This is a genomic window from Modestobacter sp. VKM Ac-2979 (assembly GCF_026967995.1).
Taxonomy (GTDB): domain Bacteria; phylum Actinomycetota; class Actinomycetes; order Mycobacteriales; family Geodermatophilaceae; genus Modestobacter.
Map to the genome: position 1 here is coordinate 497,373 of NZ_JAPVBO010000004.1, position 26,379 is coordinate 523,751.

General features: G+C 74.7%; 26 protein-coding genes. 18 read left to right on the forward strand and 8 right to left on the reverse strand.

The genetic code is table 11. From position 1 onward, the window contains the following. The 4 genes from mutM to smc all read left to right on the forward strand — a co-directional run bounded on the left by mutM (position 1) and on the right by smc (position 5,182). On the forward strand, positions 1-879 hold the full coding sequence (gene mutM / locus O2W15_RS14405; protein ID WP_269165287.1) for a bifunctional DNA-formamidopyrimidine glycosylase/DNA-(apurinic or apyrimidinic site) lyase: 879 nt from the start codon (positions 1-3) through the stop codon (positions 877-879). After that, positions 876-1,151, forward strand: coding sequence for an acylphosphatase (locus O2W15_RS14410; RefSeq protein WP_269165286.1), 276 nt, complete (start codon positions 876-878; stop codon positions 1,149-1,151). Before mutM ends, O2W15_RS14410 begins: the two co-directional genes overlap by 4 nt. A 149-nt stretch (positions 1,152-1,300) precedes the next feature. After that, entirely contained in the window at positions 1,301-1,492 is a 192-nt protein-coding gene (locus O2W15_RS14415) for a hypothetical protein (protein ID WP_269165285.1), read from the forward strand. A gap of 123 nt (positions 1,493-1,615) precedes the next feature. Next, positions 1,616-5,182 (forward strand): chromosome segregation protein SMC, encoded by a 3,567-nt coding sequence (smc, locus tag O2W15_RS14420; RefSeq protein ID WP_269179892.1) that lies wholly within the window; start codon positions 1,616-1,618, stop codon positions 5,180-5,182. On the opposite strand, the gene O2W15_RS14425 is transcribed toward smc, so the two are convergent. Continuing rightward, positions 5,183-5,926 carry an endonuclease/exonuclease/phosphatase family protein gene (locus O2W15_RS14425; protein WP_269179893.1) on the reverse strand — a complete coding sequence of 248 codons (744 nt, stop codon included), beginning with the start codon at positions 5,924-5,926 and terminating at the stop codon, positions 5,183-5,185. It lies immediately after the preceding gene. A 47-nt stretch (positions 5,927-5,973) separates the two neighbouring features. Then, positions 5,974-7,635: an alkaline phosphatase D family protein gene (locus O2W15_RS14430; RefSeq protein ID WP_269179894.1), complete on the reverse strand. Its 1,662-nt coding sequence runs from the start codon at positions 7,633-7,635 to the stop codon at positions 5,974-5,976. Positions 7,636-7,674: 39 nt separating this feature from the next. On the opposite strand from O2W15_RS14430, the gene ftsY reads away from it, so the two are divergent. After that, positions 7,675-8,877 carry a signal recognition particle-docking protein FtsY gene (gene ftsY / locus O2W15_RS14435; RefSeq protein WP_269179895.1) on the forward strand — a complete coding sequence of 401 codons (1,203 nt, stop codon included), beginning with the start codon at positions 7,675-7,677 and terminating at the stop codon, positions 8,875-8,877. Positions 8,878-8,907: 30 nt separating this feature from the next. On the opposite strand, the gene O2W15_RS14440 is transcribed toward ftsY, so the two are convergent. Genes O2W15_RS14440 through O2W15_RS14460 form a run of 5 tightly spaced genes read right to left on the reverse strand, consistent with a single transcriptional unit; the run spans position 8,908 to position 13,287 of the window. Further along, positions 8,908-10,701 (reverse strand): SpoIIE family protein phosphatase, encoded by a 1,794-nt coding sequence (locus O2W15_RS14440; protein ID WP_269179896.1) that lies wholly within the window; start codon positions 10,699-10,701, stop codon positions 8,908-8,910. 13 nt (positions 10,702-10,714) lie between these two features. Then, positions 10,715-11,464, reverse strand: coding sequence for an energy-coupling factor ABC transporter ATP-binding protein (locus O2W15_RS14445; protein ID WP_269165279.1), 750 nt, complete (start codon positions 11,462-11,464; stop codon positions 10,715-10,717). Beyond that, positions 11,461-12,186 carry a cobalt ECF transporter T component CbiQ gene (gene cbiQ, locus O2W15_RS14450; protein ID WP_269179897.1) on the reverse strand — a complete coding sequence of 242 codons (726 nt, stop codon included), beginning with the start codon at positions 12,184-12,186 and terminating at the stop codon, positions 11,461-11,463. Before cbiQ ends, O2W15_RS14445 begins: the two co-directional genes overlap by 4 nt. Positions 12,187-12,244: 58 nt before the next feature. Further along, positions 12,245-12,580 (reverse strand): PDGLE domain-containing protein, encoded by a 336-nt coding sequence (locus tag O2W15_RS14455; protein ID WP_269179898.1) that lies wholly within the window; start codon positions 12,578-12,580, stop codon positions 12,245-12,247. Next, entirely contained in the window at positions 12,577-13,287 is a 711-nt protein-coding gene (locus O2W15_RS14460; protein ID WP_269165276.1) for an energy-coupling factor ABC transporter permease, read from the reverse strand. Before O2W15_RS14460 ends, O2W15_RS14455 begins: the two co-directional genes overlap by 4 nt. A 378-nt stretch (positions 13,288-13,665) precedes the next feature. Between O2W15_RS14460 and O2W15_RS14465 the strand changes: the two genes are divergently transcribed. The 8 genes from O2W15_RS14465 to O2W15_RS14500 all read left to right on the forward strand — a co-directional run bounded on the left by O2W15_RS14465 (position 13,666) and on the right by O2W15_RS14500 (position 23,155). Beyond that, a complete protein-coding gene (locus O2W15_RS14465) occupies positions 13,666-15,015 on the forward strand; it encodes an ammonium transporter (RefSeq protein WP_269179899.1) in 1,350 nt (449 codons plus the stop codon). Beyond that, positions 15,012-15,350, forward strand: coding sequence for a P-II family nitrogen regulator (locus O2W15_RS14470; protein WP_012950005.1), 339 nt, complete (start codon positions 15,012-15,014; stop codon positions 15,348-15,350). The genes O2W15_RS14465 and O2W15_RS14470 overlap by 4 nt, the downstream gene beginning before the upstream one ends. Before the next feature lie 94 nt (positions 15,351-15,444). After that, a complete protein-coding gene (locus O2W15_RS14475; RefSeq protein WP_269179900.1) occupies positions 15,445-17,853 on the forward strand; it encodes a [protein-PII] uridylyltransferase in 2,409 nt (802 codons plus the stop codon). A gap of 95 nt (positions 17,854-17,948) precedes the next feature. Continuing rightward, entirely contained in the window at positions 17,949-18,140 is a 192-nt protein-coding gene (locus O2W15_RS14480; protein ID WP_269179901.1) for a hypothetical protein, read from the forward strand. Positions 18,141-18,324: 184 nt separating this feature from the next. Further along, entirely contained in the window at positions 18,325-19,896 is a 1,572-nt protein-coding gene (gene ffh / locus O2W15_RS14485) for a signal recognition particle protein (RefSeq protein ID WP_036339798.1), read from the forward strand. Between the two features lie 4 nt (positions 19,897-19,900). After that, on the forward strand, positions 19,901-20,995 hold the full coding sequence (locus tag O2W15_RS14490; RefSeq protein ID WP_269179902.1) for an amidohydrolase family protein: 1,095 nt from the start codon (positions 19,901-19,903) through the stop codon (positions 20,993-20,995). Between the two features lie 59 nt (positions 20,996-21,054). Then, positions 21,055-22,791, forward strand: coding sequence for a proline--tRNA ligase (locus O2W15_RS14495; RefSeq protein ID WP_269179903.1), 1,737 nt, complete (start codon positions 21,055-21,057; stop codon positions 22,789-22,791). After that, positions 22,784-23,155, forward strand: coding sequence for a ribonuclease E inhibitor RraB (locus tag O2W15_RS14500; protein ID WP_269179904.1), 372 nt, complete (start codon positions 22,784-22,786; stop codon positions 23,153-23,155). The genes O2W15_RS14495 and O2W15_RS14500 overlap by 8 nt, the downstream gene beginning before the upstream one ends. Here the strand turns inward: O2W15_RS14500 and O2W15_RS14505 are convergent. Next, positions 23,086-23,517, reverse strand: coding sequence for a VOC family protein (locus O2W15_RS14505; protein WP_269179905.1), 432 nt, complete (start codon positions 23,515-23,517; stop codon positions 23,086-23,088). The genes O2W15_RS14500 and O2W15_RS14505 overlap by 70 nt on opposite strands. Before the next feature lie 154 nt (positions 23,518-23,671). On the opposite strand from O2W15_RS14505, the gene rpsP reads away from it, so the two are divergent. From rpsP to O2W15_RS14530, 5 genes are read left to right on the forward strand one after another with little or no spacing between them, the layout of a single operon-like run. Continuing rightward, positions 23,672-24,211 carry a 30S ribosomal protein S16 gene (rpsP, locus tag O2W15_RS14510; RefSeq protein ID WP_269179906.1) on the forward strand — a complete coding sequence of 180 codons (540 nt, stop codon included), beginning with the start codon at positions 23,672-23,674 and terminating at the stop codon, positions 24,209-24,211. Between the two features lie 3 nt (positions 24,212-24,214). Further along, positions 24,215-24,451 carry an RNA-binding protein gene (locus O2W15_RS14515; protein ID WP_014742367.1) on the forward strand — a complete coding sequence of 79 codons (237 nt, stop codon included), beginning with the start codon at positions 24,215-24,217 and terminating at the stop codon, positions 24,449-24,451. 47 nt (positions 24,452-24,498) lie between these two features. Beyond that, positions 24,499-25,011: a ribosome maturation factor RimM gene (gene rimM, locus O2W15_RS14520; protein ID WP_269179907.1), complete on the forward strand. Its 513-nt coding sequence runs from the start codon at positions 24,499-24,501 to the stop codon at positions 25,009-25,011. Beyond that, a complete protein-coding gene (gene trmD, locus O2W15_RS14525) occupies positions 25,008-25,754 on the forward strand; it encodes a tRNA (guanosine(37)-N1)-methyltransferase TrmD (RefSeq protein WP_164701909.1) in 747 nt (248 codons plus the stop codon). Before rimM ends, trmD begins: the two co-directional genes overlap by 4 nt. Next, on the forward strand, positions 25,751-26,251 hold the full coding sequence (locus O2W15_RS14530) for an NUDIX hydrolase (RefSeq protein WP_269179908.1): 501 nt from the start codon (positions 25,751-25,753) through the stop codon (positions 26,249-26,251). The genes trmD and O2W15_RS14530 overlap by 4 nt, the downstream gene beginning before the upstream one ends. Positions 26,252-26,379: the final 128 nt, after the last annotated feature.

Consider the following 26,379-nt stretch of genomic DNA (forward strand, 5'->3'; position numbering starts at 1 on the left):
GTGCCGGAGCTGCCTGAGGTCGAGGTCGTCCGCCGGGGCCTGGAACGCTGGGTCGCCGGCCGGACTGTCCGTCAGGTCGAGGTGCACCATCCCCGCGCGGTGCGCCGGCACCTGGAGGGAGCCGAGCACTTCGTCGCCGCGCTCACCGGCCGGACGCTCACCGCCGCACACCGTCGCGGCAAGTACCTCTGGCTGCCGCTGGCCGAGCCGGACGGCGCGCCGTCCGGGCGGGCCCTCGTCGCCCACCTGGGCATGAGCGGCCAGCTGCTGGTGGAGAAGCCCGCCGAGCCCGACGAGGTGCACCTGCGGGCCAGGTTCCGGTTCACCGACGGCGGCCGGGAACTGCGCTTCGTCGACCAGCGGACCTTCGGTGGGCTGGCGGTCGAGGAGGCCCCGGGTGACGGGCTCCCGGCGCGGCTGGCGCACATCGCCACCGACCCCCTGGACCCCGGGTTCGACGTCGACGCCTTCAGCGCCGCCCTCCGCCGCCGGCACACCGAGGTCAAGCGGGCACTGCTCGACCAGACGCTGATCGGCGGGGTGGGCAACATCTACGCCGACGAGTCGCTGTGGCGGGCCCGGCTGCACGGCGCCCGGTCCACCGACAAGCTCACCCGCGCCCAAGTGAGCGACCTGCTGGAGGGGGTGCGCGACGTGCTCGGCGAGAGCCTGGCGCAGGGCGGTACCTCCTTCGACTCGCTCTACGTCGACGTCAACGGGCAGAGCGGGTACTTCTCCCGGCACCTGGCCGTGTACGGCCAGGTGGACCGCCCGTGTCCACGGTGTGGCACCCCGATCCGCCGGGAGTCCTTCATGAACCGGTCCAGCTACAGCTGCCCGCAGTGCCAGCCCCGACCGCGCGCCCGCTCGGCCCGATGAGCACGCCGCGGCGGGTGGTCGCGCTGGTCGACGGGCAGGTGCAGGGCGTCGGCTACCGCTGGTTCGTGCGCGAGGCGGCGAGCGCGCGCCGGCTGACCGGGTCCGCGACGAACCTGCCCGACGGCCGGGTGGAGGTCGTCCTCGAGGGGCCGGACGACGACGTGCGGGCCGTGCTCGCCGAGCTCTCCGGGCCGCGCGCCCCGGGTTCGGTGACCGCGGTGGAACACCGGGACGAGGACGTGCGCGAGGTGCCGGACTTCACCGTGGGGTGACGAAGGCGACATCCCCCCGACACGGTGACGCCCCCGCACTGCCGTTGACCCAGGTCGTGGCTGGTGTCACCCTGAGGACGCCAGCCCGCGCAGACCGCCCTCCGGCGGTGCGACGGGACATCCCTCTTGCAGTGAAAGGCCGCTGAGCCATGGCCAAGGCCCTGTTCGGTTCCGTCGTCGCTCCGCACGAGCTTCGAGCAGCCGAGGAGAACGCCGCCCTCCGGGCGAAGGTGCGCCGGCTCGAGGCGCAGCTCGCCGACCTCCGCGAGGAGCGCGACGCGGCGATCGCCCGCGAGCTGCTCAGCATGGCCCACGAGTCGGCCGACCCCGTCCTCGCGTAGACCACCTCCGTCCCACCCACCCCTCCCGTGCACAGCGGGAGGGGTGATCGGCGTGTCGTGGGTGAGGATGGGGCTGCCCTGCGCTGAGCAGGACCGTCGTACCTCCCCGGGAGTCTCTCCACCGTGCACCTGTCCAGCCTGACGCTCAAGGGCTTCAAGTCCTTCGCGTCGCCGACGACGCTGCGCCTGGAGCGGGGCATCACCGCCGTCGTCGGGCCCAACGGCTCGGGGAAGTCCAACGTCGTCGACGCCATCGCCTGGGTGCTCGGTGAGCAGGGCGCCAAGAGCCTGCGCGGCGGCAAGATGGAGGACGTCATCTTCGCCGGCACCGCCGGCCGCCCGGCGCTGGGCCGCGCCGAGGTGACGCTCACGATCGACAACGCCGACGGCGCCCTGCCGATCGACTACACCGAGGTCTCGATCACCCGCCGCATGTACCGCTCCGGGGAGAGCGAGTACGAGATCAACGGCGACAAGGTGCGGCTGCTCGACGTCCAGGAGCTGCTCAGCGACTCCGGCATCGGCCGGGAGATGCACGTCATCGTCGGCCAGGGGCAGCTGGACGCCGTGCTGTCCGGCCGCCCGGAGGACCGGCGGGCCTTCGTCGAGGAGGCCGCCGGCGTCCTGAAGCACCGCAAGCGCAAGGAGAAGGCGCTCCGCAAGCTCGACGCGATGCAGGCCAACCTCGACCGCCTCGGCGACCTCACCGCCGAGCTGCGCCGCCAGCTGAAGCCGCTGGGCCGGCAGGCGGAGGTCGCCCGCCGCGCCGCCGGGGTCCAGGCCGACCTGCGCGACGCCCGGTTGCGGCTGCTCGCCGACGACCTGGTCGACCTGCGCGACGCACTGGACGCCGACATCGCCGACGAGACCGCGGCCCGCGCCCGGCGGGCCACCGTCGAGACGGCGCTGGGCGGGGCCGCCGGCAACGAGTCGGCGCTGGAACGGCAGCTCGCCGCCGACGCCCCGGTGCTGGCCGCTGCCCAGGACAGCTGGTTCCGGCTGTCCACGCTCGCCGAGCGGTTCCGCAGCGTCGCCCAGCTCGCCGCCGAGCGGCACCGCCACCTCGCTGCGGTCCCTGCCGCCGCCCCCGGGGGCCGGGACCCCGACCAGCTGGACGCCGAGGCGGACCGGGTCGACGCCACCGAGCGTGAGCTGGCCGCCTCCCTGGAGGCCGAGCGGGCCCGGCTGGACACCGCCGTGGCCGTCCGCGGGGAGGTCGAGACGGCGCTGGCCGAGGCCGAACGGGCGCTGGTCGCCGCCGCTCGGGCACTGGCCGACCGGCGGGAGCAGTTGGCCCGCCTCTCCGGGCAGGTGGCCGCGGGGAGGTCCCGCGCCGCGGCCGGGGAGGCCGAGATCGAGCGGCTGGCCGCGGCCGCGACCGAGGCCGCCGACCGGGCGGAGGTCGCCAGCGACCGGCTGACCGCCCGGCGCGAGGAACTGAGCGCCGACGCCGGCGGGGACGAGGGGCTGGCCGCCGCGCACGCCGCCGCCGGTACCGCGCACACCGAGGCCGCCCGGGCGGTCACCGAGCTCGCCGCGGCCGAGCGCGCCGCCGAGCGTGACCGGGCCGGCTGGCAGGCGCGCCGCGACGCCCTCGCCCTCGGTCTGGCACCGGCCGACGGCGCCGCCGCGGTGCTCGCTGCCGCCCTGCCCGGGGTGCTGGGCCCGGTGCCCGACCGGCTGACCGTCCAGCCCGGGGCCGAGGTCGCGCTGGCCGCCGCCCTCGGTGGGATGGCCGACGCGGTCGTGGTCGCCGGGGTCGAGCAGGCGGCCGCGGTGCTCACCCACCTGGCGCGCAACGACGGGGGTCGCGCGGGCCTGCTGGTCACCGGCGGGCTCCCGGCGGTCTCCCGGGACGGCTGGCCCGAGCTGCCCGCCGGCGCCCGCTGGGCCCTCGACCTGGTCGAGGCCCCCGCCGAGCTCGCGCCGGCGCTGGCCCGGGCGCTGGAGCGGGTCGCCGTCGTCCCCGACCTGTCGGCCGCCGTCTCCCTCGTGCGCACCCACCCCCGCGTCCGGGCGGTCACCGACACCGGGGACCTGCTGGGTGCCGACTGGTCGGTGGGCGGCCAGGTCAACGCCCCCTCGGGGCTGGAGGTGCGCGCGCGGGTCGACGAGGCCGCCGCCGAGCTGGACCGGGCGGTCGCGCACGCCGTCCAGCTGGCCGACGAGCTGGCCTGGGCCCGCGAGGCCGCCACCGCCCGCTCGGCCGACGTCGACGCCGCGCTCACCGCCCGGCAGGCCGGCGACCGGGCCCGCTCCGCCGCCGCCGCCGAGCTCGCTGAGCTCGGTGCCGCGGCGCGGTCGGCCGTGGCCGAGGCCGAGCGGCTGGACGCCGCCCGGGTGCGCGCCGAGCAGGCGCGCGAGCAGGCCGTCGCCGGGCTGGTGGAGCTGGAGGAGCGGCTGGCCGCAGCCGAGGCCGCGCCGATGGAGGAGGAGCCCGCGACCGACGAGCGCGACCGGCTGCGCGCCGAGGCGACCGCTGCCCGGCAGGCCGAGACCGAGGCCCGGCTGGCGGTGCGCACGGCCGAGGAGCGGGCCCGGTCGCTGGCCGGCCGGGCCGAGTCGCTGCGCCGGCAGGCCCGGCAGGAGCGGGCGGCGCGCGAGCGGGCCGCCGCCGCCCGGGTCGCCCGCGAGCGCGGTGCCCGGGTGGCTGCCGAGGTGCGGGCCGGCGCCGAGGAGGCGCTCACCCACCTGGCGACCTCACTCGCCCGCGCGGCCGCCGAACGCGATGCCCTGGCCGAGGCGCGCACCGGGCGGGAGGCCGAGCTTCTGGTGGTCCGGGCCCGGGTGCGCGAGCACACCGCGGAGCTCGACCGGCTCACCGACGAGGTGCACCGCGACGAGGTGGCCCGCGCCGAGCAGCGGCTGCGGATCGAGGCGCTGGAGTCCCGGGCAGCCGAGGAGTACGGCGTCGACCTGCCGACCCTGCTCGCCGAGTACGGGCCGGCCGCACAGGTGGCCCCGACCCAGGCGCAGCTCGCCGCGGCGGAGGCGGCGGGGGAGCCCGAGCCCCAGCCGGTGCCCTACGACCGCAGCGCGCAGGAGCGCCGGGCGGCGCGGGCCGAGCGGGACCTCGCCGCGCTGGGCAAGGTGAACCCGCTGGCGCTGGAGGAGTTCGCGGCCCTGGAGGAGCGGCACACCTTCCTGGCCACCCAGCTCGAGGACCTCAAGGCCACCCGCCGTGACCTGCTCACCGTGGTCCGCGAGGTCGACGCCCGCATCCACCAGGTGTTCGCCGAGGCCTTCGCCGACACCCAGCGGGAGTTCGAGCAGGTCTTCGCCACGTTGTTCCCCGGCGGGGAGGGGCGGATCTTCCTCACCGACCCGGAGAACCTGCTGACCACCGGCGTGGAGGTGGAGGCCCGGCCGCCGGGCAAGAAGGTGAAGCGGCTGTCCCTGCTGTCCGGCGGCGAGCGGTCGCTGACCGCCGTGGCGCTGCTCGTCGCCATCTTCCGCGCCCGGCCCTCGCCGTTCTACGTGCTGGACGAGGTCGAGGCGGCGCTGGACGACGTCAACCTCGGCCGGCTGCTCACCCTGATCGAGCAGCTCCGGGACACCTCGCAGCTGATCGTGATCACCCACCAGAAGCGGACCATGGAGATCGCCGACGCGCTCTACGGCGTGAGCATGCGCGGCGACGGCATCACCGGGGTGATCAGCCAGCGGCTGCGCGAGCTGCAGGCCTCCTGATCAGCCGGTCACCGGCACGTCCAGCTCGACCAGCAGGGGGTGGTGGTCCGACGCCCCCGCGGCGTCCAGGACCCGGGCACCGGTCACCGTCACGCCCGCCGACACCCAGACCTGGTCGATCCGCACCCGCGGACGGCGGGCCGGGTGGGTCAGCCCCTGGCGCGCGTGCAACGAGAACCGCCCGGACTGGTCGCTGCGCTCGGCCGCCAGCTCCCAAGCGTCGCTGAGGCGCTCGCGCAGCGCCGACAGCTCCGGGGCGCCGGCGTCGGCGTTGAGATCGCCGACCAGCACCGCCGCCCGCGGGTCGGTGTGCAGCCCGGCGACGGCGGCGGCCTGCACGGTCCGGTCCTCCGCGGACCGGCTGGACAGGTGCGTCGTGGTCACCCACAGCTCCCCGCCGGCCAGCTGGACCTGCGCGCGCAGCGCACTGCGTGGCTCACCCTCCCCGGGCAGCCGGTGCAGTTCGGAGCCCAGCAGCGGCAGCCGGGAGAGCAGCGCGTTGCCGTACTGCCGGCGATCGGTGCCGCCGCCCGGCTCGTCGATCGAGGGCCCCCACGCCAGCTCCATGTCCAGCGCACGGGACAGCAGCAGCGCCTGGTCGACGTGCTCGCTGCGGTCGCCGAAGTGCCGATCGACCTCCTGCAGGCAGACGACGTCGGCGTCCGCGGCCGCCAGGACCTGGGCGAGCCGGGGCAGGTCGTGCCTGCCGTCGGCGCCCACGCCGTGGTGGACGTTGAAGCTCACCAGCCGCACCTTCGTCGAAGGCCGGCTCGGATCGGCGGCACACGCGGTCATGACAGCCGGGTGTCCAGGACCTGGGTGAAGGCCTCGGTGCCGTCGTCGTCCCGGCTGGTCGCCCAGAGCAGGAACCGGGCGTCCCGGCCCTCCAGCACCAGCTCACCCAGCTCGTTGCCGAAGAAGGGCCCGGCCTGCTTGCGCCACTGCAGCGGGCTGCTCTCGACCCGGGCGAGCGCGCGCAGCCCGCCGGTCACCACCCGCGCCCAGCGGCTCCAGCCGACCTTGAAGCCGATCTCGATGGCGTGCGGCGCCTGGTTGTGCAGCGGCGACACCGTCAGCTGGTGCACCCGGGTGGCCAGGTCCCCGGGGTTCACCAGCTCGGCGGCGTAGGCGTGGTGGACGTCGCCGGACAGCACCAGCGCCGTGGTCGGCGGGTGCCCCAGCTCGCCGCGTGCGGCGGCGACCAGGGTCCGCCCCAGCCGCTCGAAGGACTGCCCGAACGCCGCCCAGTGCTCCAGGTCCGCCCCCTGCCGCAGCTTCTCCATCAGCCGGCCCAATGGCCTGCCGTGGTGGCGCACAGACAGCGTCTCGTTCCACCGCTCGATGTCGTGCACCGAGTGCGGCAGCAGCCAGGGCAGCGAGGTGCCGATGAGCAGGTGCTCGACGCCGTCCTCCACCGACCGGCGCACCGCCGCGTCGACCCAGTCGAACTCGAAGTCGTCGACGATCTTCCGGTCGTGCTCGTCCAGCGCCCGGCCGGCGCGGGTGTCGACCATGATCAGCCGGGTCGACCCCCAGTGCCGCACGTAGCTCCAGCGCACCGTCTCCGGCTCCGTGTCGGCGGCCCGGGCCATCTCGTCCAGCATCGGGCCGGCGTCGTCCGAGCCGTCGGCGCGCTGCTGGATCGCCTGCCAGGTCTCGTTCTCGGCCAGCTCGTTCGGCGAGAGGTTGCCCAGGTGCTGGTACACCCAGTAGCTGACCAGCCCGCCACAGATCCGCTTGTGCCACCACTCGGTGGGGGTGACCTCGGCGCGCCAGGCGGCCGAGGTGTTCCAGTCGTCGATCATCTCGTGGTCGTCGAAGACCATCGAGGACGGGATCGTCGACAGCAGCCACCGGACCTCCGGGTCGCCCCAGGACTCGGCGTAGAGCCGGCTGTACTCCTCGAAGTCCGCGGCCTGGGCACCGGGCGGCTGGGACAGGTCCCGGCGGGAGGCCATCCACTCCTTCGTCGCCGGGGTCACCTCGTCGGCGTACACCTGGTCGCCCAGCAGGACCAGGGCGTCGGGCCACTGGTCCTCGGGCAGCTCCAGCAGCCGGCGGGCATAGCTGTCCAGCGCGTCCGGCGGGATGCCGTCGCGCAGGTCGACCGAGGTCGGCGTGGCGTAGCGGCAGGAGCCGAAGGCCAGCCGGAAGGGGCCCGGGCGCCCGGTCGTGCGGATCCGGCTCGGCGGGGTGCTGGACTGCGACGTCGGCCAGACCTGCTGGCCGTCCAGGTGCACCTCGTAGGGCGTGCTGCTGCCCGGCTCCAGACCCTCGACGACGACGAGGGCGTAGTGGTGGCCGTTGACGCAGAACGTGCGGGCCCGCCGGCCCAGCACCTCCACCTCGCAGCGGCGGTCGGTCTCGACCCAGATGGTGGCCGACACCGGGTCGACGTGGCGCAGGAGCGGCCCGAGCAGCAGGAGCGGCCGGGTGTCGACGGTCTCGGGCATGGGGCACAGCCTGCCGCATGATCCTGGGAGACTGTCGGCATGGAGTTCGTGCTGATCGCGATAGCGATCCTCGTCGTCGCCCTGGTCCTCGGGGTCGGCCTGCTCGTCGGCCGCGGCCGGCGCACCACCCGCCTGGACGCCGATGACGCGCTCGGCACCACGCTCACCCGCCCGCCGAACGCCCCGGACCCGTCCTCGGGGGCCACCGCGGCCGACCTCTACACCGGACCACCGGCTCCCGCGCGGGCCGAGCCGGAGATCGTCGTCGACCTGCCGCCGGCGGAGCCGGAGCCGGGTCTGGTCTTCGAGACCCCGCCCCCCTCGGCCGGCCGGCTCATCCGGCTGCGTTCGCGGCTGGCCCGCTCGCAGTCCTCGCTGGGCCGCGGCCTGCTCACCGTGCTGGCCCGGGAGAAGCTCACCGAGGACGACTGGGAGGAGGTCGAGGAGACGCTCCTGGCCGCCGACGTCGGCGTCGCCGCCACCACCCAGATCGTGAACCGGCTGCGCACCCAGAGCCTGGTGCTGGCCACCGCCTCGGGTCTGCAGCTGCGCGACCTGGTCGTCCGGGAGCTCACCGCCGTCCTGGACCCGGACATGGACCGCACCCTGCGCACGTCCCGGCACGACGGGCGCCCTGCCGTGGTCCTGGTCGTCGGGGTGAACGGCGCCGGGAAGACGACGACGGTCGGCAAGATCGCCCGCGTGCTGGTGGGCGACGGGAAGAGCGTGGTCCTCGGTGCCGCCGACACCTTCCGCGCGGCCGCCGCCGACCAGCTGGAGACCTGGGGCGAGCGGGTCGGGGTGCTCACCGTCCGCGGCCGCGAGGGCGGTGACCCGGCGTCGGTCGCCTTCGAGGCCGTCCGCACCGGCACCGAGGCCGAGGTGGACGCCGTCCTGGTCGACACCGCCGGGCGGCTGCACACCAAGTCCGGCCTGATGGACGAGCTCGGCAAGGTCAAGCGGGTCGTGGAGAAGCACGGGCCGGTCGACGAGGTGCTGCTGGTGCTCGACGCCACCACCGGTCAGAACGGGGTGGTGCAGGCCCGGGTGTTCACCGAGGCGGTCGAGGTCACCGGTGTCGTCCTCACCAAGCTCGACGGCACCGCCAAGGGCGGCATCGTGGTGGCCGTGCAGCGTGAGCTGGGCATCCCGGTGAAGCTGATCGGGCTGGGCGAGGGCCCCGACGACCTGGCGCCGTTCGAGCCGGAGGCGTTCGCCGAGGCACTCGTCGGCAACGCCTGACGACGGGGGGGCATCGCCTGAGGGAACGGTTCAGGCGGGATCGACGCGCAGGGCGAGCAGCGCGACGTCGTCGGCGTGCTCGGGGGCCATCCGGGTCAGCAGCGCGTCGCACAGCTCCTCGACCGGCCGGCCGGCCAGTTCCCGCGCGGCGGCGACCAGGCGGGCCAGGCCGTCGTCCAGCGTCGACCGGCGGTGCTCCACGAGGCCGTCGGTGTACAGCACGACGGTGTCGCCGGGGTGCAGTTCGAGGACGTGCTCGGTGCGGAGCCGGTCGGGGTCCACGCCCAGCAGCAGGTCGTGCGGTCGCTCCAGCAGCTCTGGCGTCCTGTCCGCCCGCACGATGAGCGGCGGTGGGTGTCCCGCGTTGGACCAGCGGAGCCGGCGCTCCCCGTCGGCCGGGCCCTGCTCGACCCGGGCGAGCACCGCGGTGACCAGGGTGGTCACCCCGAGACCCTGCTGGGCACGGTCGAGGGCGGTCAGCACCGGGGCGGGTGGCGCGTCCAGGGAGTGGGCGATGCCCCGCAGCAGGTTGCGCAACTGGGCCATCACGGCCGCCGCGGTCCGGTCGTGGCCGGTGACGTCGCCGACGACCAGGGTGGTGGCGCCGCCGGGGGTGAGGAAGGCGTCGTACCAGTCGCCGCCGACCTGCGCCTCCTGCGCCGCGGGCCGGTAGCGCACCGCGATGCGCAGGCCGGGCGGCTGCGGGGGAGCGGTGAGCAGCGACCGCTGGAGGGCCTCCGCCAGGCTGCGGGTCGCCGTCGCCCGCCGGCGCTCGGCCTCCAGCCGGGCCACCCGCTCGACCGCCTGTCCGCACTGGGCCGCGTGGGCCTCCAGCACCCGGACGTCGTCGTCGTCGAACTCCCGGGGGCCGGCCCAGCCGATCGTCCAGGAGCCGAGCAGTCGTCCGCCCGACCGCAGCGGCAGGGCGGCCCACGAGCGGGTGCCCAGGCCCTGGAGGAGGCGGACGGCGTCGGGGTGCCCGGGCCGGTCGGCCTCGGTGTCCTCGATGAGCACCCGCTCGCCGTGCACCGCGGCGCGGGCCATCGGCAACGGTGAGTCCGGCGGCACGTCCGCGGAGAGCAACCGGCTGCCGCGGTCCTCGGTGAGGGTCAGGCCCTGCCCGTCGGGCGTGGGCAGGACGACCGAGGCGGCACTGGCGCCCAGCGCCGACCGGCCCTGTTCGAACAGCCGGTGCAGCAGCCCGGCCGTCGTCTCGGCGGTGGCCAGGGCGGAGACGGTCGTCGCCAGCCCGGCGAGGGAGCGGGCGGTGCGCCGCTCCCGCTCGCTGCTGAGCTGGAGCGCGGCGTTGTACTGCTCGAGCTCCCGGGTGCGGGCGAAGAGGTCGCTCTCCACCTGCTCGACCCGGACCTGGCCGCGCTCGGCCGCCCGGCGCGCCTCGTCCCGGTCGCGGATGTAGTCGGTGACGTCGTCCGAGCGGTGCAGCAGCAGCACGACCTCCCCGTCGTCGTCCAGGATCGGCACGTTCCGCGGGCTCCAGAAGCGCTCCGTCCAGCTGCCGTCGGGCATCGGGATGTCGTACTTCTGGATGCGCATGGTGACCGGCCGGCGGGTGTCCCGGGCCTCGGCCAGCGAGGCGCCCAGGTTCGCCACGCCGTCGGCCGCCGGGTCGGCGGGGTTGCGCGGGAACACGTCGAACAGGTGCCGGCCGACGGTGTCCTCGAGGGTCGTCGCGGTCGCCTCCAGCCGGGCCCGGTTCGCGTGCACGATGACCAGGTCCGGGGTGAGCAGCAGGAACGGCGCGGGGGCCTCGTCGAAGACCTTGGCGAAGTCGGGTACCGGCAGATCGTGGGACGTCTCGGGCATCGGTGACCGCCCGTCAGCCGACGGCGCGGGGATCGAAGCCGAAGGGCAGTTCCAGCCGGTGTGCGGCCAGCAGCCCCGGGTCGGCCAGCAGCTCGCGGGTCGTGCCGTCGGCGACCACCACCCCGCCGTCCAGCACGACCGACCGGGGGCAGAGCTGGAGGGCGTACGGCAGGTCGTGGGTGACCATCAGCAGCGTGATCGACAGCGCCTGCAGCACCTCGGCGAGCTCGCGTCGGCCGGCCGGGTCGAGGTTGCTGCTGGGCTCGTCGAGCACCAGCACCTCGGGCTGCATCGACAGCACCGTCGCGACGGCGACGCGCCGGCGCTGGCCGAAGGAGAGGTGGTGCGGCGCGCGGTCGACGGCGTCGGCCATGTCGACCGCGGCCAGGGCGTCGGCCACCCGCCGGGCGACCTCGGGCTCGGGCAGGCCGAGGTTGCGGGGGCCGAAGGCGACGTCCTCGCCGACCGTGGGCATGAACAGCTGGTCGTCCGGGTCCTGGAAGACGATCCCCACCCGGCGCCGGACCTCCTGCAGGTTCCGGTCCTCGACCGGCAGCCCGGCCACCTCCACCCGGCCGCGGCCACCACGCAGGATGCCGTTGAGGTGCAGCACCAGCGTCGTCTTGCCCGCCCCGTTGGGCCCCAGCAGCGCGACCCGCTCGCCGGGCTCCAGCCGCAGGTCCACGCCGTAGAGCGCCTGGTGCCCATCGGGGTAGGCGAACGCCAGGTCGTCGACCAGCAACGAGGGGGCGGAGGTGCTCACCCCAAGAGTGAACCCGCCGCCAGCACGGCGACCGCAGCCAGGGGGAGGCTGAGCGCGGTCGCCCAGGCGCGCCCGCCGACGACCGCGACCGGCCCGCCGGGCAGCCGCCCGGTGTAGCCCCGGGACAGCATCGCCAGGTGCACCCGCTCACCGCGCTCGTAGGAGCGGATGAACAGCGAGCCGGCGGCCGGGCCGAGGACCTTGAGTGCCCCGAGGTGGCGGCCCCGGAACCCGCGGGACTCCCGGGCCACCCGCATCCGGCGCAGCTCGCCACCGACGACGTCGGTGTACCTGATCATGAAGCTGAGGATCTGGACCAGCACCGTGGGCAGCCGCAGCCGCTCCAGCCCGCGCAGCAGGGCCCGGGCGTCGGTGGTGGCGGCGAGCAGGGTCGCGGCCAGCACCGACAGGGTCGCCTTGGCCAGGATGCTGCCGCCGGCGGCGAGCCCGCTCTCGGACAGCGACAGCCCGAGCACGTCGGTGCGTGGGCCGCGGGAGACGAACGGCAGGAGCACGGCGAAGAAGACGAAGGGCACCTCCACCACCAGGCCCCGCAGCAGCCGGCCCGGCCGCACCCGGGCCACCGCGGCGACGGTCAGCAGCAGGAGCAGGAACCCGGCGTAGGCCACCGGAGCCCAGCCGACGCCCACCGGGGTGGCCACCACGACCAGGGCGAAGGCGAGGACGGCGACGAGCTTGGTGTGCGGCTCCAGTCGGTGCACCGGGCTGTCGCCGGGTACGTACGCCGCGGACAGCCCCCCGCCGTGTCCGGCGCCCACCTCAGTGCTGGCGGTCGCCGGCCGGGGGAGCGGTGGCGTCCTCGGTCGGGCGCCGGCGCACCAGCAGGGTGAGGCCGCCGGCCAGCGCGAGCACCAGGAGGACGCCCACCACGCCGGCGAGGCCGCCGGAGAGCCGGTCGTCGCCGACGCCGGCCATGGCGTAGTCGGCCAGTGGCGAGTCGGCGGCCGCGCTGTCCCGGGCGGTGGAACCGAAGCCCTGTTCCTCGGCGGTCGCTTCCAGCCCGTCGGGTGCGGAGCTGGCGTACCAGCTGCCCACGCCGGCGATGAGCAGTGCGACGACCACACCGATCAGCACGAAGGTGCGGGTGCGGGTCATCGCGCGTCCACCGCGGTCGCGCCGGCCAGGTCCGGGCGGGGGGCGAGTGCCCTGGCCCGCTGCAGGTGCCGGGCGCCGCGGACCAGGTCCGGCCGGACGCGGAGCACCGCACCGAGGACGGCGACGGTGATGACCGCCTCGCCCAGGCCGATCAGCAGGTGCACGCCGACCATCGCGATCCCCACCGACCCCAGCGCGACGTCGGCGACGCCGCCGAGGCCGAACAGCAGGACGAAGACGAGCGCTGCCACGGGCACCGAGAGGAAGGCGCCGACCCCGGCCGAGGCGAGCAGGCCGGTGCGGGTGGCCGGGAGCACGGCCCGCAACGCACGGAAGACGCCGTACCCGACGGCGATCGCCACCAGGCCGATCAGGGTGACGTTCGTGCCCAGGGCGGTGAGGCCGCCGTCGGCGAAGACCAGGGCCTGGACCATCAGGACGACGGTCAGGCACAGCACCGCCGTCCAGGGGCCGACCAGGACCGCGGTGAGCGCGCCGCCCATCAGGTGACCGCTGGTGCCGAAGGCCACCGGGAAGTTCATCATCTGCACCGCGAACACGAAGGCGGCGGTGAGCCCGGCCATCGGGGCGGTGCGCTCGTCCAGTTCGCGGCGGGCACCGCGCAGGGCCAGGGCGACGCCGGCGGCGGCGACCACGGCGGTGCCGGTGCTGGTCGTGGCGTCGAGAAAGCCATCGGGGACGTGCACACGGACCTCCGGGACCTCGGGTTGCTGAGCTGCGCGGCCGGTGACGGGTGCCCGCGGTCGTACGCCAGGGGAGCTTATTGCACCTCGTTGGCAGCTGCACAGGCTTCGCAAGAAGGCCCGGTGAACGGCCGGTGACGTGACCGAGCGCACGCCGACCGACACACCGCCGGGGCGGATGGGGCGCCGGCAACACGTCCGGAACACGACCGGGCGACACGCGCTGCGGAGTTCACCGTGGCGAAACACGTCCGCGCCGTCGGCGGAAACACGGTGGCGGCACCGTCTTCTCCGCACCGCCTCCCGGGGCGGTGGCTCGCCCGAGGCCCCTCGGGGCCCCCGCTTGCGGCCGATGGCCGACGACACCCTCAGGAGGTTGCCGTGGTCAACACCGGCGACACCGCCTGGATCCTCACCAGCGCCGCCCTCGTGCTGCTGATGACCCCAGGCCTCGCGCTCTTCTACGGCGGCATGGTCCGCGCGAAGAGCGTGCTGAACATGATGATGATGAGCTTCGGCGCACTGGCCCTGATCAGCGTGCTGTGGGTCCTCTACGGCTACTCCTTCGCCTTCGGTGACGACGTCGGCTTCGGTCTGCTCGGTGACCCGACCGAGTTCTTCGGCCTGGCCGGTCTGATGGAGGACGTCACGACCGAGGAGGGCGGCCTGCCGGCCATGGCGTTCGTCGGCTTCCAGGCCGTCTTCGCCATCATCACCGTCGCGCTGATCTCCGGCGCCATCGCCGACCGGGCCAAGTTCGGCTCCTGGATGGTCTTCGCCGGCATCTGGGCGACCGTCGTCTACTTCCCGGTCGCGCACTGGGTCTTCGACTTCACCCTCACCGACGACGACGGCGTGGTCACCCACACCGGTGGCTGGATCGCCAACCAGCTGGCCGCGATCGACTTCGCCGGCGGCACTGCGGTGCACATCAACGCCGGTGCGGCCGGCCTGGCGCTCGCCCTGGTGCTGGGCAAGCGCCGCGGCTTCGGCCGGGACGCGATGCGGCCGCACAACCTGCCGCTGGTGATGATCGGCGCCGGCCTGCTGTGGTTCGGCTGGTTCGGCTTCAACGCCGGCTCCGCCCTCGCCGCCAACAACACCGCCGCCGTCGCCTGGGTGAACACCCTGGTCGCCACCGGTGCGGCGACGCTGGCCTGGCTGCTGGTGGAGAAGATGCGTGACGGTCACTCGACCTCGCTGGGCGGCGCCTCCGGCGTCGTGGCCGGCCTCGTCGCGATCACCCCGGCCTGCTCGGCGGTCTCCCCGATCGGCGCGATCGTCATCGGTGCCGTCGCCGGTGCTCTCTGCGCCCTGGCCGTCGGCCTGAAGTTCAAGCTCGGCTACGACGACTCGCTCGACGTCGTCGGCGTCCACCTCGTCGGTGGCCTGGTCGGCACGATCCTGGTCGGCTTCGTCGGCACCGCAGCTGCTCCGGCCGGCGTGGACGGGCTCTTCTACGGTGGAGGGGTCGACCAGCTCTGGCGCCAGGTCGTCGGTGCCCTGGCGGTGCTCGCCTACTCCTTCGTCCTCACCCTGGTCATCGGCTTCCTGATCCAGAAGACGATCGGCTTCCGGCTCACCGAGGAGGACGAGGTGACCGGCATCGACACGGTCGTGCACGCTGAGTCCGGGTACGACTTCGCCTCCCTGGGCGGCGGTGGCAGCACCGCGCCCCTGGCTGGCCAGGCACGCGCCGAGGCGCGCAACACGGAAGGGAGCCGGGCATGAAGCTCGTCACCGCGATCGTCAAGCCGTTCAAGCTCGACGACGTCAAGAACGCCCTGGAGCTGATCGGCATCGCCGGTCTGACCGTCAGCGAGGTTCAGGGGTTCGGCCGTCAGCGCGGCCACACCGAGGTCTACCGCGGCGCGGAGTACCAGGTGGACTTCGTGCCGAAGGTGCGGATCGAGGTCGTCGTCGGCGAGATCGAGGCGGCCCGGGTGGTCGACGCGATCGTCGAGGCGGCGTCCACCGGGCAGATCGGTGACGGCAAGGTGTGGGTGACCACGATCGACGAGATCGTCCGGGTCCGCACCGGTGAGCGCGGAGCTGACGCGCTCTGAGGCCGGTCCGGTGACCTGACGTCGGCCGGGATGGCGGGGAGACCCGCTGCCCCGGCCGACGCCGTCTTCCCCGCTGGACGACCGAGAGGTGCCCGTGCTCGACCTCGCGACGCTCACCGACCTGCCCCGCGCCGAGCGGGTGCAGGCGTTCGACGACTGGCTGTCCGGCCTGCTGGCCGAGGCGCTCGCCGGCACCCCCCGGGCCTCCCGCCGCCGGGGCGGCCCACCGGCCGAGCCGGCGGGGACCGGCGTCGCGCTGGTGGCCGTGGGCAGCCTCGGCCGCCGGGAGCTGCCGCCGCACGGCGACCTGGACCTGGTGCTGGTGCACGACGGCCGGGCCGAGATCGCGGCGCTCGCCGACGCCCTCTGGTACCCGATCTGGGACGCCGCGGTGCGGCTGGACCACTCCGTGCGGACGGTCTCCGAGGCTGTCTCCGTGGCTGCCGAGGACGTCAAGGCGGGCCTCGGCCTGCTCGACGCCCGGCACGTGGCCGGCGATCCGGAGGTCACCGCGGCCCTGCGGACGGCGACGCTGGGCTCCTGGCGCCAGCACGCCGGCCGGCTGCTGCCCCAGCTGCGTGACCTCCGCCGGGAGCGGGCCCGGCTGGTCGGTGAGCTGGGGTTCCTGCTGGAGCCCGACCTCAAGGAGGCCTACGGCGGACTGCGTGAGGGCCAGGTGCTGCGGGCGCTGGCCGCGGCCCAGCTGGCCGACGAGCCACCGGCCGACGCGGGGGAGGCCTACGACTTCCTGCTCGACGTGCGGGACGCCCTGCGACGCCGCACCGGGCGCGCCGGCGACGCCCTGGTCCGCCAGGAGCAGGCTCCGGTGGCCCAGGCGCTCGGGCTGGCCGACGACGACGTCCTCCTGCGCCGGGTGAGCCTGGCCGGGCGCCGGCTCGCCTTCGTCGCCGACGAGACCTGGCGGCGGGTCGACGCTTCGCTCGTGCGGCGGCCGCGGGCGCGGTACCGGCGGGTGCGGCGCGAGCCGCTGGCCGAGGGGCTGGTCCGGCAGGGTGATGAGGTGGTGCTGGCCCGCGACGCCCGGCCGGCCGCCGACCCCGGGCTGGTGCTGCGCGGCGCCGCCGCCGCCGCCCGCGCGGACCTGCTGCTGTCGCCGTACACGCTCAAGGTGCTCGCCGTGCACGCGCCCGCGCTGCCGGAGCCCTGGCCGGCGGAGGTCCGCTGGTCCTTCCTGCGGCTGCTGGCCAGTGGTCGCAGCGCCGTCCCGGTGCTAGAGCAGCTGGACCAGGAGGGGCTGCTGGCCCGGATGCTGCCGGAGTGGGACCGGGTGCGGTCGCTGCCGCAGCGGCACCCGTGGCACCGGTTCACCGTCGACCGGCACCTGGTGGAGGCGGCCGCGGCGGCGTCGGAGCTGACCCGCGACGTCGACCGGCCCGACCTGCTGCTGGTCGGCGCCCTGCTGCACGACATCGGCAAGGGCTGGCCCGGTGACCACAGCGTCGTCGGGGAGCCGATCGCCGCGGAGGTGGCGACCCGGATGGGCTTCTCCCCGCCGGACGTCGCGACGCTGGCCGCGATGGTGCGCCACCACCTGCTGCTGCCGGCCACCGCCACCCGGCGGGACATCGACGACCACGCCACCATCGACCGGGTCGCCGAGACGATCGGCCGGGACGTCGCCCTGCTGGAGCTGCTGCACGCGCTGGCCCAGGCCGACGGCGCGGCGACCAGCAGCTCCGCCTGGTCGCCGTGGAAGGCCCACCTGGTCGCGGCGCTGGTGGCCCGGGTCCGGGCCCACCTGGTGGCCGCTCCGGCGCCCGGGCCGGTGCTGGAGCCGACCACCCCGCAGGTCAGCTCCTCGGGCCCGGGGTCCGCGGGGGAGGGCGGGCGCATCTCGGTGGGCGTCCGGGACGTCGCCGACGGCCAGCAGGTGACGTTCCTGGCGCCGGACCGGCCCGGCCTGTTCAGCCGGTGCGCCGGCGTGCTGGCGCTGAACCAGCTCGACGTCCGGGCGGCCAGCACCTCGGTCGAGGGTGGCCAGGCGACGTCGGTGTTCGCCGTGCGGCCCCGGTTCGGCCGGGCGCCGGTGCCGGAGATCCTGGCCGACGGCGTCCGGGCGGCCCTGGAGGGGACGCTGCCGCTGGCCGATCGGCTGCGGCAGCGGGAGATCGACTACCGGCAGAACGGGGACCGGGCGGCACCGCCCCGGATCTCCTGGCACGACAACGAGGTCGACGGCGCCGCCTCCAGCATCGTCGAGGTCCGCGCCGGTGACCGGGCCGGCCTGCTCTACCGGCTGACCTCCGCGCTGGCCGACCAGGGGCTGGACGTGACCTCGGCGCGGATCGAGACCCTCGGGGCCGATGCGCTCGACTCCTTCTACGTCTGCGACCCCGCCGGCGCGACGATGGACGCCGACCGGCGCCGTCGGGTCGAGGAGGCGCTGGTGTCCGCGGCACGCGGCACGACACCCGGGGCGGACCCTGCCGTGTCGGCGACGGTGGGTGGCCCCGGCGTCAAGCGGGACACGCCGTCGGCCTGAGGTCCGCGGTTCTGTCGTACCCCCGTGAGACGTTCGACGTGCCGGACGGGAGCCCGCTCCCGACGACCGGCGCCGAGACGAGAGGGGACGCACTCGTGAGCGACCTGCAGCAGTGGCCCTGCCCCACCTGTGAGCACGACACCGACTTCGAGCAGCCCGAGTGCATCGACGGCCACACCGAGGACGGCGGCGCGTGCCCGGAGTGGGCCTGCACCGACTGCGGCACCGCCCTGGTCAGCGGGGACGTGCACCGTCCGGCGGCCGCGACCTGGCGCCACGCCGCCTGAAGCAGGAGCCCACTGCCCACCGCCGACGAGTTCCTGGCGGGCACCGGCCGATGGGCCATTACGCTGGGAACGGTGGCGTGACGGCCCCGGGGTGGCCCCGGGAGCCCGAGCCGTGCCGCTCGGCCCGCTGAACTCCCTGGTGGGCCGGCCGGTGGCTGCACGCCAGACTGCCTGAGGACGTGTTGTGTTCGAGACCCTCTCCGACCGCCTGGACAAGGTCTTCACCGGTCTGCGCGGCAAGGGCCGGCTCTCCGACGAGGACATCGACGCGACCGCGCGGGAGATCCGCATCGCGTTGCTCGAGGCCGACGTCGCGCTGCCGGTCGTCCGGTCGTTCATCGCTGCGGTCAAGGAGCGCGCCCGCGGCTCGGAGGTCTCCTCGGCGCTGAACCCGGCGCAGCAGATCATCAAGATCGTCAACGAGGAGCTGGTCGGCATCCTCGGCGGGGAGACCCGCCGGATCCGCTACGCCAAGCAGTCGCCCACGGTGATCATGCTGGCCGGCCTGCAGGGCGCCGGTAAGACGACCCTGGCCGGCAAGCTCGGCCGCTGGCTCAAGGCCCAGGGGCACACCCCGCTGCTGGTCGCGTGTGACCTGCAGCGGCCCAACGCGGTGCAGCAGCTGTCGGTGGTGGCCGGGCAGGCCGGCGTCGACGTCTACGCGCCCGAGCCCGGCAACGGCGTGGGCGACCCGATCGCCGTCGCGCGGGACTCCATCGACCACGCCCGCCGCACCCAGCACGACGTCGTCGTCGTCGACACCGCCGGCCGGCTGGGCATCGACGCCGAGCTGATGGCCCAGGCCGCCGGCATCCGGGACGCCGTGCAGCCCGACGAGACGCTGTTCGTCGTCGACGCGATGATCGGGCAGGACGCCGTCACCACGGCGACCGCGTTCCAGGAGGGCGTCGGCTTCTCCGGCGTCGTCCTCACCAAGCTCGACGGTGACGCCCGCGGTGGTGCCGCGCTGTCGGTCCGGCACGTGACCGGGCAGCCGATCATGTTCGCCTCCACCGGCGAGAAGCTGGCCGACTTCGACGTCTTCCACCCCGAGCGGATGGCCTCGCGCATCCTCGGCATGGGCGACGTGCTGACCCTGATCGAGCAGGCCGAGCAGGCCTTCGACGCCGACCAGGCCGAGAAGATGGCCGGCAAGCTCGCCAGCCGCGAGGGCTTCACCCTCGAGGACTTCCTCGAGCAGATGATGGCCATCCGCAAGATGGGCCCGATCGCGAACCTGCTCGGCATGCTGCCCGGCGCCGGGCAGATGAAGGAGCAGCTCGCGCAGGTCGACGAGCGGGACCTGGACCGCACCGCGGCGATCATCCGGTCGATGACCCCGGCCGAGCGCGCCACCCCGAAGATCATCAACGCCTCGCGCCGGGTGCGGATCGCGAACGGTTCGGGGATGAGCGTCACCGACGTCAACCACCTGCTGGAGCGCTTCGCCCAGGCCCAGAAGATGATGGGCCAGATGGCCGGCAGCATGGGCCTGCCGGGCATGGGCCCGATGTCGAAGAAGCAGCGCGGCCGGCAGAACCAGGTGCAGGCACGCGGCAAGGGCAAGAAGGGCAAGGGCGGCAAGAAGGGTGGCCCGGCCCGCCGGCCGATCGGCGCCCCCGGTGGGATGGGCGGGGCGCCCGGTCAGCTGCCCGGCGGGATGCCGGGCGGGGTGCCCGGTCTGCCGCCCGGTCAGGCGATGCCCGACCTGAGCAAGCTGGACTTCAGCCAGTTCAAGGACCAGCAGGGCCGCTGAACCGGTGACCACCGCTGTTGCGCCTGCCCTGCACCTGTCCGGCGTCGTCCTCCCCGAGGGCGAGCACCGCGACCTCTGGGTCACCGAGGGGCGGATCACCTTCCAGCCGGTCCCCGGCGCCGAGACGGTCAGCCGCGGTGGCTTCCTGCTGCCCGGCCTGGTCGACGCGCACTGCCACGTCGGCATCGGCCGGGGTGGGGTGCACGCCACCGGCGTCGAGGACCTGCGCGACCAGGCCCTGGAGGAGCGTGCCGCCGGGGTGCTGGCGTTGCGCGACTGCGGTTCCCCGGTCGACACCCGGGTGCTCGACGAGCACCTGGACCTGCCCCGGGTCATCCGCGCCGGGCGGCACATCGCCGCCCCCCGCCGCTACATCCCCGGGCTGGCGATCGAGCTGGAGCCGCCCGACCTGGTGGCCGAGGTGCGGGTGCAGGCCCGGCGCGGTGACGGCTGGGTGAAGCTGGTGGGTGACTGGATCGACCGCGGCGTCGGCGACCTGGCGCCGGAGTGGCCGGACGACGTCCTGGCCGCGGCGATCGCCGCCGCGCACGAGGAGGGTGCGCGGGTCACCGCGCACACCTTCGGCACCGACGCCCTGCCCGGGCTGATCGGGGCGGGGATCGACTGCATCGAGCACGGCACCGGGCTGACCGAGGAGCTGGTGGGGGAGATGGCCCGCCGGGGCACCGCCGTCGTCCCGACGCTGGTGAACGTGGAGAACTTCCCCGGCTTCGCAGCCGCGGGGGAGTCCAAGTTCCCCTCCTACGCGTCCACGATGCGGCGGCTGTACGCGAACTCCGGGGCCGTGGTGCGCGCCGCGTTCGAGGCCGGCGTGCCCGTGTTCGCCGGCACCGACGCCGGTGGGGGCGTCGACCACGGGGTCATCGCCGACGAGATCCGGGCGCTGCACGCCGCCGGGCTGCCCGCCGAGGCCGCACTGGCCGCCGGCTCCTGGGGTGCACGCGAGTGGCTGGGCCTGCCGGGCATCGCCGAGGGTGCCCCGGCCGACCTGGTCGTCTACGAGACCGACCCCCGGGCCGACCTCGACTCGCTACAGCGACCGCAGCGGATGGTCCTCCGGGGCGTCGTCGTCGCCTGAGTCAAACCGCTGGACGGCGTCCGGCGGACGCCTGGGACACTCCTCCCGTGCTCCTTCGGATGTCCTCCCTGTTCCTGCGCACCCTGCGCGACGACCCCGCCGACGCCGAGGTCCCCAGCCACCGGCTGCTCGCCCGGGGCGGCTACATCCGGCGCGCTGCGCCGGGTGGGTTCACCTGGCTGCCGCTGGGCTGGCGGGTGTTCCGGAACGTCGAGCGCGTCGTCCGCGAGGAGATGGACGCGATGGGCGCCCAGGAGGTGCACTTCCCGGCGCTGCTGCCGCGGGAGCCCTACGAGGCGACCGGCCGCTGGACCGAGTACGGGCCCAACCTCTTCCGGCTGAAGGACCGGCGGGGCAACGACTTCCTGCTCGGCCCCACCCACGAGGAGATGTTCACCCTCCTGGTGAAGGACCTCTACGGGTCCTACAAGGACCTGCCGGTCTCGCTGTACCAGATCCAGACCAAGTACCGGGACGAGGCGCGACCCCGGGCCGGGCTGTTCCGTGGCCGCGAGTTCACCATGAAGGACAGCTACTCCTTCGACGTGGACGACGCCGGGCTGGACGCCTCCTACGCAGCGCACCGCGCCGCCTACATCAGGATCTTCGACCGGCTGGGCCTGGACTACGTGATCGTCTCGGCGATGTCCGGTGCGATGGGCGGGTCCAAGAGCGAGGAGTTCCTGCACCCGACGTCGATCGGCGAGGACACCTTCGTCCGCTCGCCCGGCGGGTACGCGGCGAACGTCGAGGCCGTCTCGACCGTCGTCCCGGAGTCGATCCCGTTCGACGGACTGCCCGAGGCGCACGTCGAGGACACCCCCGACACCCCGACCATCGAGACGCTGGTCGCGGCGGCGAACGAGCTGTTCCCCGAGGCCGGGTACACCGGCGCCTCGACGCTGAAGAACGTCGTCGTCACCCTGGTGCACCCCGACGGCACCCGGGAGCCGCTGGTCATCGGCCTGCCCGGCGACCGGGACGTCGACACCAAGCGGCTGGAGGCGCAGCTCGCCCCGGCCGAGGTCGAGCCGTTCACCGACTTCGCCGCCCACCCCGACCTCGTCAAGGGCTACATCGGGCCGCAGGTCCTCGGTGCTGAGGGGAAGTCCGGCATCCGGTTCCTCGTCGACCCCCGCGTCGTCCCCGGCTCCCGGTGGATCACCGGGGCCAACGAGCCCGGCAAGCACGTGTTCGACCTCGTCGCCGGCCGGGACTTCAGCTGGGACGGCGTGATCGAGGCTGCCGAGGTGTTGCCCGGTGACCCCGCCCCCGACGGCTCCGGCCCGCTGGAGCTGGCCCGGGGCGTGGAGATGGGCCACATCTTCCAGCTGGGCCGCAAGTACGCCGAGGCGCTCGACCTCAAGGTGCTCGACGAGAACGGCAAGCTCGTCACCGTCACCATGGGCTCCTACGGCGTCGGGGTCTCCCGCGCGGTGGCTGCGATCGCCGAGTCCACCCACGACGAGCTGGGCCTGGTGTGGCCGCGGGAGATCGCCCCGGCCGACGTGCACCTGGTCGCCACCGGCAAGGACTCCGCCGTGTTCGAGGCCGCACAGTCGCTGGCCGAGGAGCTGGTCGCCGCCGGGCTGACCGTGCTGTACGACGACCGGCCGAAGGTCTCGCCCGGGGTGAAGTTCAAGGACGCCGAGCTGCTGGGCATGCCGACGATCGTGACGGTCGGGAGGGGTCTGGCCGAGGGCGTGATCGAGGTCCGCGACCGGGCGACGGGGGAGCGGTCGGAGGTGGCGGTGGCCGACGCAGCCGCAGCCGTGCTCGCCGCGGTCCGTGGCTGATTCGTCGCTCGCCGAGCAGCTGCGGCTGACCGCCGAGACGGTCGAGGCCAACCTGGGCCACGGCGACCAGGTCGACCGGCCCCGGCCGATCGACCACCTGGCCGGGTTCCGGTCCCGGTCGACGGCGGTCGCGGCGGGCGAGGAGCTCACCGCGGCCGGCTACCGGGTCGACGGGCTGTACCGCCGATTCCTCACCGTGTGGCTCGAGTTCAGTGCCATGACGGCGGTGGACCACGAGACGGCGGCCGGCTTCACCCGTGAGGTGGTCGGCATCGTCGAGCGGCACGGGGGCAGCTACGACGGCTGGGGCGGGTTCTTGGTGGCCGCGGAGTCCGGCGACGAGGGCACCAGCTCCACCTCGTAGCCGTCGCCGTCGGCCAGGTACGCGGCCCGGTGCTCGGGGCCCCCCGCGAACGGGTGCCGGTCGGCGAACAACAGCGACCAGCCGTGGGCGGGGGCCTCGGCGACCAGCCCGTCCAGGTCGCCGTCCACCCAGAACGCCAGGTGGTTGAGCCCCGGCGCCCGTCGCTCGTGCCGGTCGCCGACCAGGGCCGGGGACTGTTCCAGGACGACGTACACGTCGCCGCTGGACCAGGAGCGCCCGAGCTCCCACGACTGGTAGGGCCGTGCCCCCAGTCGGGTGAGCAGCCACCCCCAGGAGCGCTCGGCCCGGGCGAGATCGGGCACCCACAGCTCGACGTGGTGGAGCAGGCCGGTCCTGGCCACAGCGGTCCTCCTGGGATCTGGCATCATGGTCTGTCGAACACGGCGGTGGGCGGCCCTCTCACCATCCCCGCCCGTGTCCAGCGCTCCGCCCCGGCGTACCCCCACGCGTCCGTCCGGCGAGCAACCACACACGTTCGAGGAGCACACCACACTCGTGGCCACCAAGATCAAGCTCATGCGCCTGGGCAAGATGCGCGCGCCGTACTACCGCATCGTCGTCGCCGACGCCCGCACCAAGCGGGATGGTCGTTCGATCGAGACGATCGGCAAGTACCACCCGAAGGAGGACCCGTCCTTCATCGAGGTCGACGGCGAGCGCGCCGCCTACTGGCTCGGCGTCGGCGCCCAGCCGACCGAGGCCGTGCGGGCCATCCTCCGGGTGACCGGCGACTGGCAGAAGTTCAAGGGCGAGCCGGCTCCGGCCCCGATGAAGGTCGCGGCGCCCAAGGCCGACAAGAAGGCCATCTACGAGGAGGCTGCGCGGGCCGCCATGAGCGAGCCGTCCGCCGACGCCACCACGCCGAAGAAGAAGGCCGCTCCCAAGGCCGCTGCCGCTGACGCTCCTGCCGCTGACGCTCCCCAGGCTGCTGCCGCTGACGAGGCGCCCGCCGCCGAGCCGGCTGCCGCCGCCGAGGCACCGGCCGCCGAGCCGGCTGCGGCTGAGCCCGCCGCGGCCGAGAAGCCCGCCGAGTAAGACGTGCTCGAAGAGGCGCTCGAGCACCTGGTCAAGGGCATCGTCGACAACCCCGACGACGTCGTGGTCGACCTCGTCAACGGCCGGCGCGGGAAGACCCTCGAGGTCCGGGTGCACCCCGACGACCTCGGCAAGGTCATCGGCCGTGGCGGGCGCACCGCCAAGGCGCTGCGTCAGGTGATGACCGGTGTCGGCGGTCGCGGCCTCCGGGTCGACGTCGTCGACACCGACGGGCGCTGAGCACTCCCGGCGCCTCCGGCGCCACCCCGCAGAACACCGACACCGTGGTGGTCGGCCGCATCGGCCGACCCCACGGTGTCCGTGGTCAGGTGACCGTCGAGGTGCGCACCGACGACCCCGACCTGCGGTTCGCCCCGGGGGGCACGCTGCTCACCGAGCCCGCCACACGGGGGCCGCTGACCATCGAGGCGGCCCGCTGGCACAGCGGCACGCTGCTGCTCACCCTGCTGCTGCCCGACGGCACCGTGGTCGCCGACCGCGAGGCGGCCGACGCGCTGCGCAACACCATGCTCCTGGTGCCCGTCGCGGCCCTGCCGGAGCTGGACGACCCCGACTCCTTCTACGACCACCAGCTGGTCGGGCTGGCCGCCGAGCTGCCCGACGGCTCCCCGGTCGGGGAGGTGACCGGCGTGCGGCACGAGGGAACCGAGCTGCTGGTGCTGCGCCGTCCCGAGGGCGGGGAGCTGCTGGTGCCGTTCGTCACCGCGATGGTCCCGACCGTCGACCTCGCGGCCGGCCGGCTGGTCGTCGACCCGCCCGAGGGGCTGCTCGACCTGTGACGTTCCGGATCGACGTCCTGACGATCTTCCCGGAGTACCTCGCCCCGCTGGGCCAGTCGCTGCTGGGCAAGGCGGCGGCCAGGGGACTGGTCTCCGTCGGCGTCCACGACCTGCGGCAGTGGACCGACGACGTCCACCGCACGGTCGACGACTCGCCCTACGGCGGGGGGCCGGGCATGGTCATGCGCCCGGAGCCCTGGGGGAGGGCGCTGGAGGCCGTGCGTCCTCCCGGCACCCGGCTCGTCGTCCCCACGCCGGCCGGGCGGCCCTTCACCCAGGCGGTCGCTGCCCAGTGGGCGACCGAGCCCGGGCTGGTCTTCGCCTGCGGCCGCTACGAGGGGATCGACCAGCGGGTCGCCGACTGGGCCGCCGAGGGCGGTCCGGTCTCGGAGGTCTCGATCGGCGACTACGTGCTCGCCGGCGGGGAGTCCGCGGTGCTGGTGATGGTCGAGGCGGTCACCCGGCTCCTCCCCGGTGTGGTGGGCAACGCCGAGTCGGTCGAGTTCGACTCGCACGCCGACGGGCTGCTCGAGGGGCCGTCCTACACCCGGCCGGCGACCTGGCGCGGCCACGAGGTGCCGCCGGTGCTGCTCTCCGGTGACCACGCCGCGATCGCCCGCTGGCGGCGGGCCCAGTCGCTGCGCCGCACCGCCGATCGCCGTCCCGACCTGCTCGCCGGGCTGCCCGACGGGGCGCTGACCGCCGCGGACCGAGCCGCGCTGGACGCGGACCCGCAGGCGTGACGTCGCGCGTCCGGGTCCGCCCGTCGGCCCGGGTGCTGGTGCTCGACCGCGAGCAGCGGGTGCTGCTGTTCGGTGGGCGCGGCCTGCAGCCGAACACCGGAGCCGGGGCCGTCGAGTACTGGTTCACCCCGGGCGGTGGCGTCGAGGACGGCGAGGACCTGCGGACGGCGGCGGTGCGGGAGCTGGCCGAGGAGACCGCCCTCCTGGTCGAGCCCGCGGCGCTGGAGGGCCCGGTGTGGCTCCGCCGCTGGCAGGGGCGGTGGGGTGACACCCTGCTGGACGCCCGGGAGACCTTCTTCGTGCTGCGCGACGTGGTGCACGACGTCGACGTCAGCGGGCGCACCGAGCTGGAACGGCAGCTGGACGAGCCGTACCGGTGGTGGTCCCTGGCGGAGATCACCGACAGCGTGGAGGCCTTCGCCCCGCGGGACCTCGCCGCGGCGCTGCCGGAGGTGCTCGGCGGCCCGTGGACGGGGCCGCCACGCATCGTCGACTGAAGATGTGGCACAGTAGTGAGCTGCTGCAGGCCGTCGGCTCACCCCGACGGTGACTCCGCACCCGCACCGGGCGGTGGAGCGCAGCCACCCGGTACGGATGCACCGGGACACCGCTGCCCGTACCACGA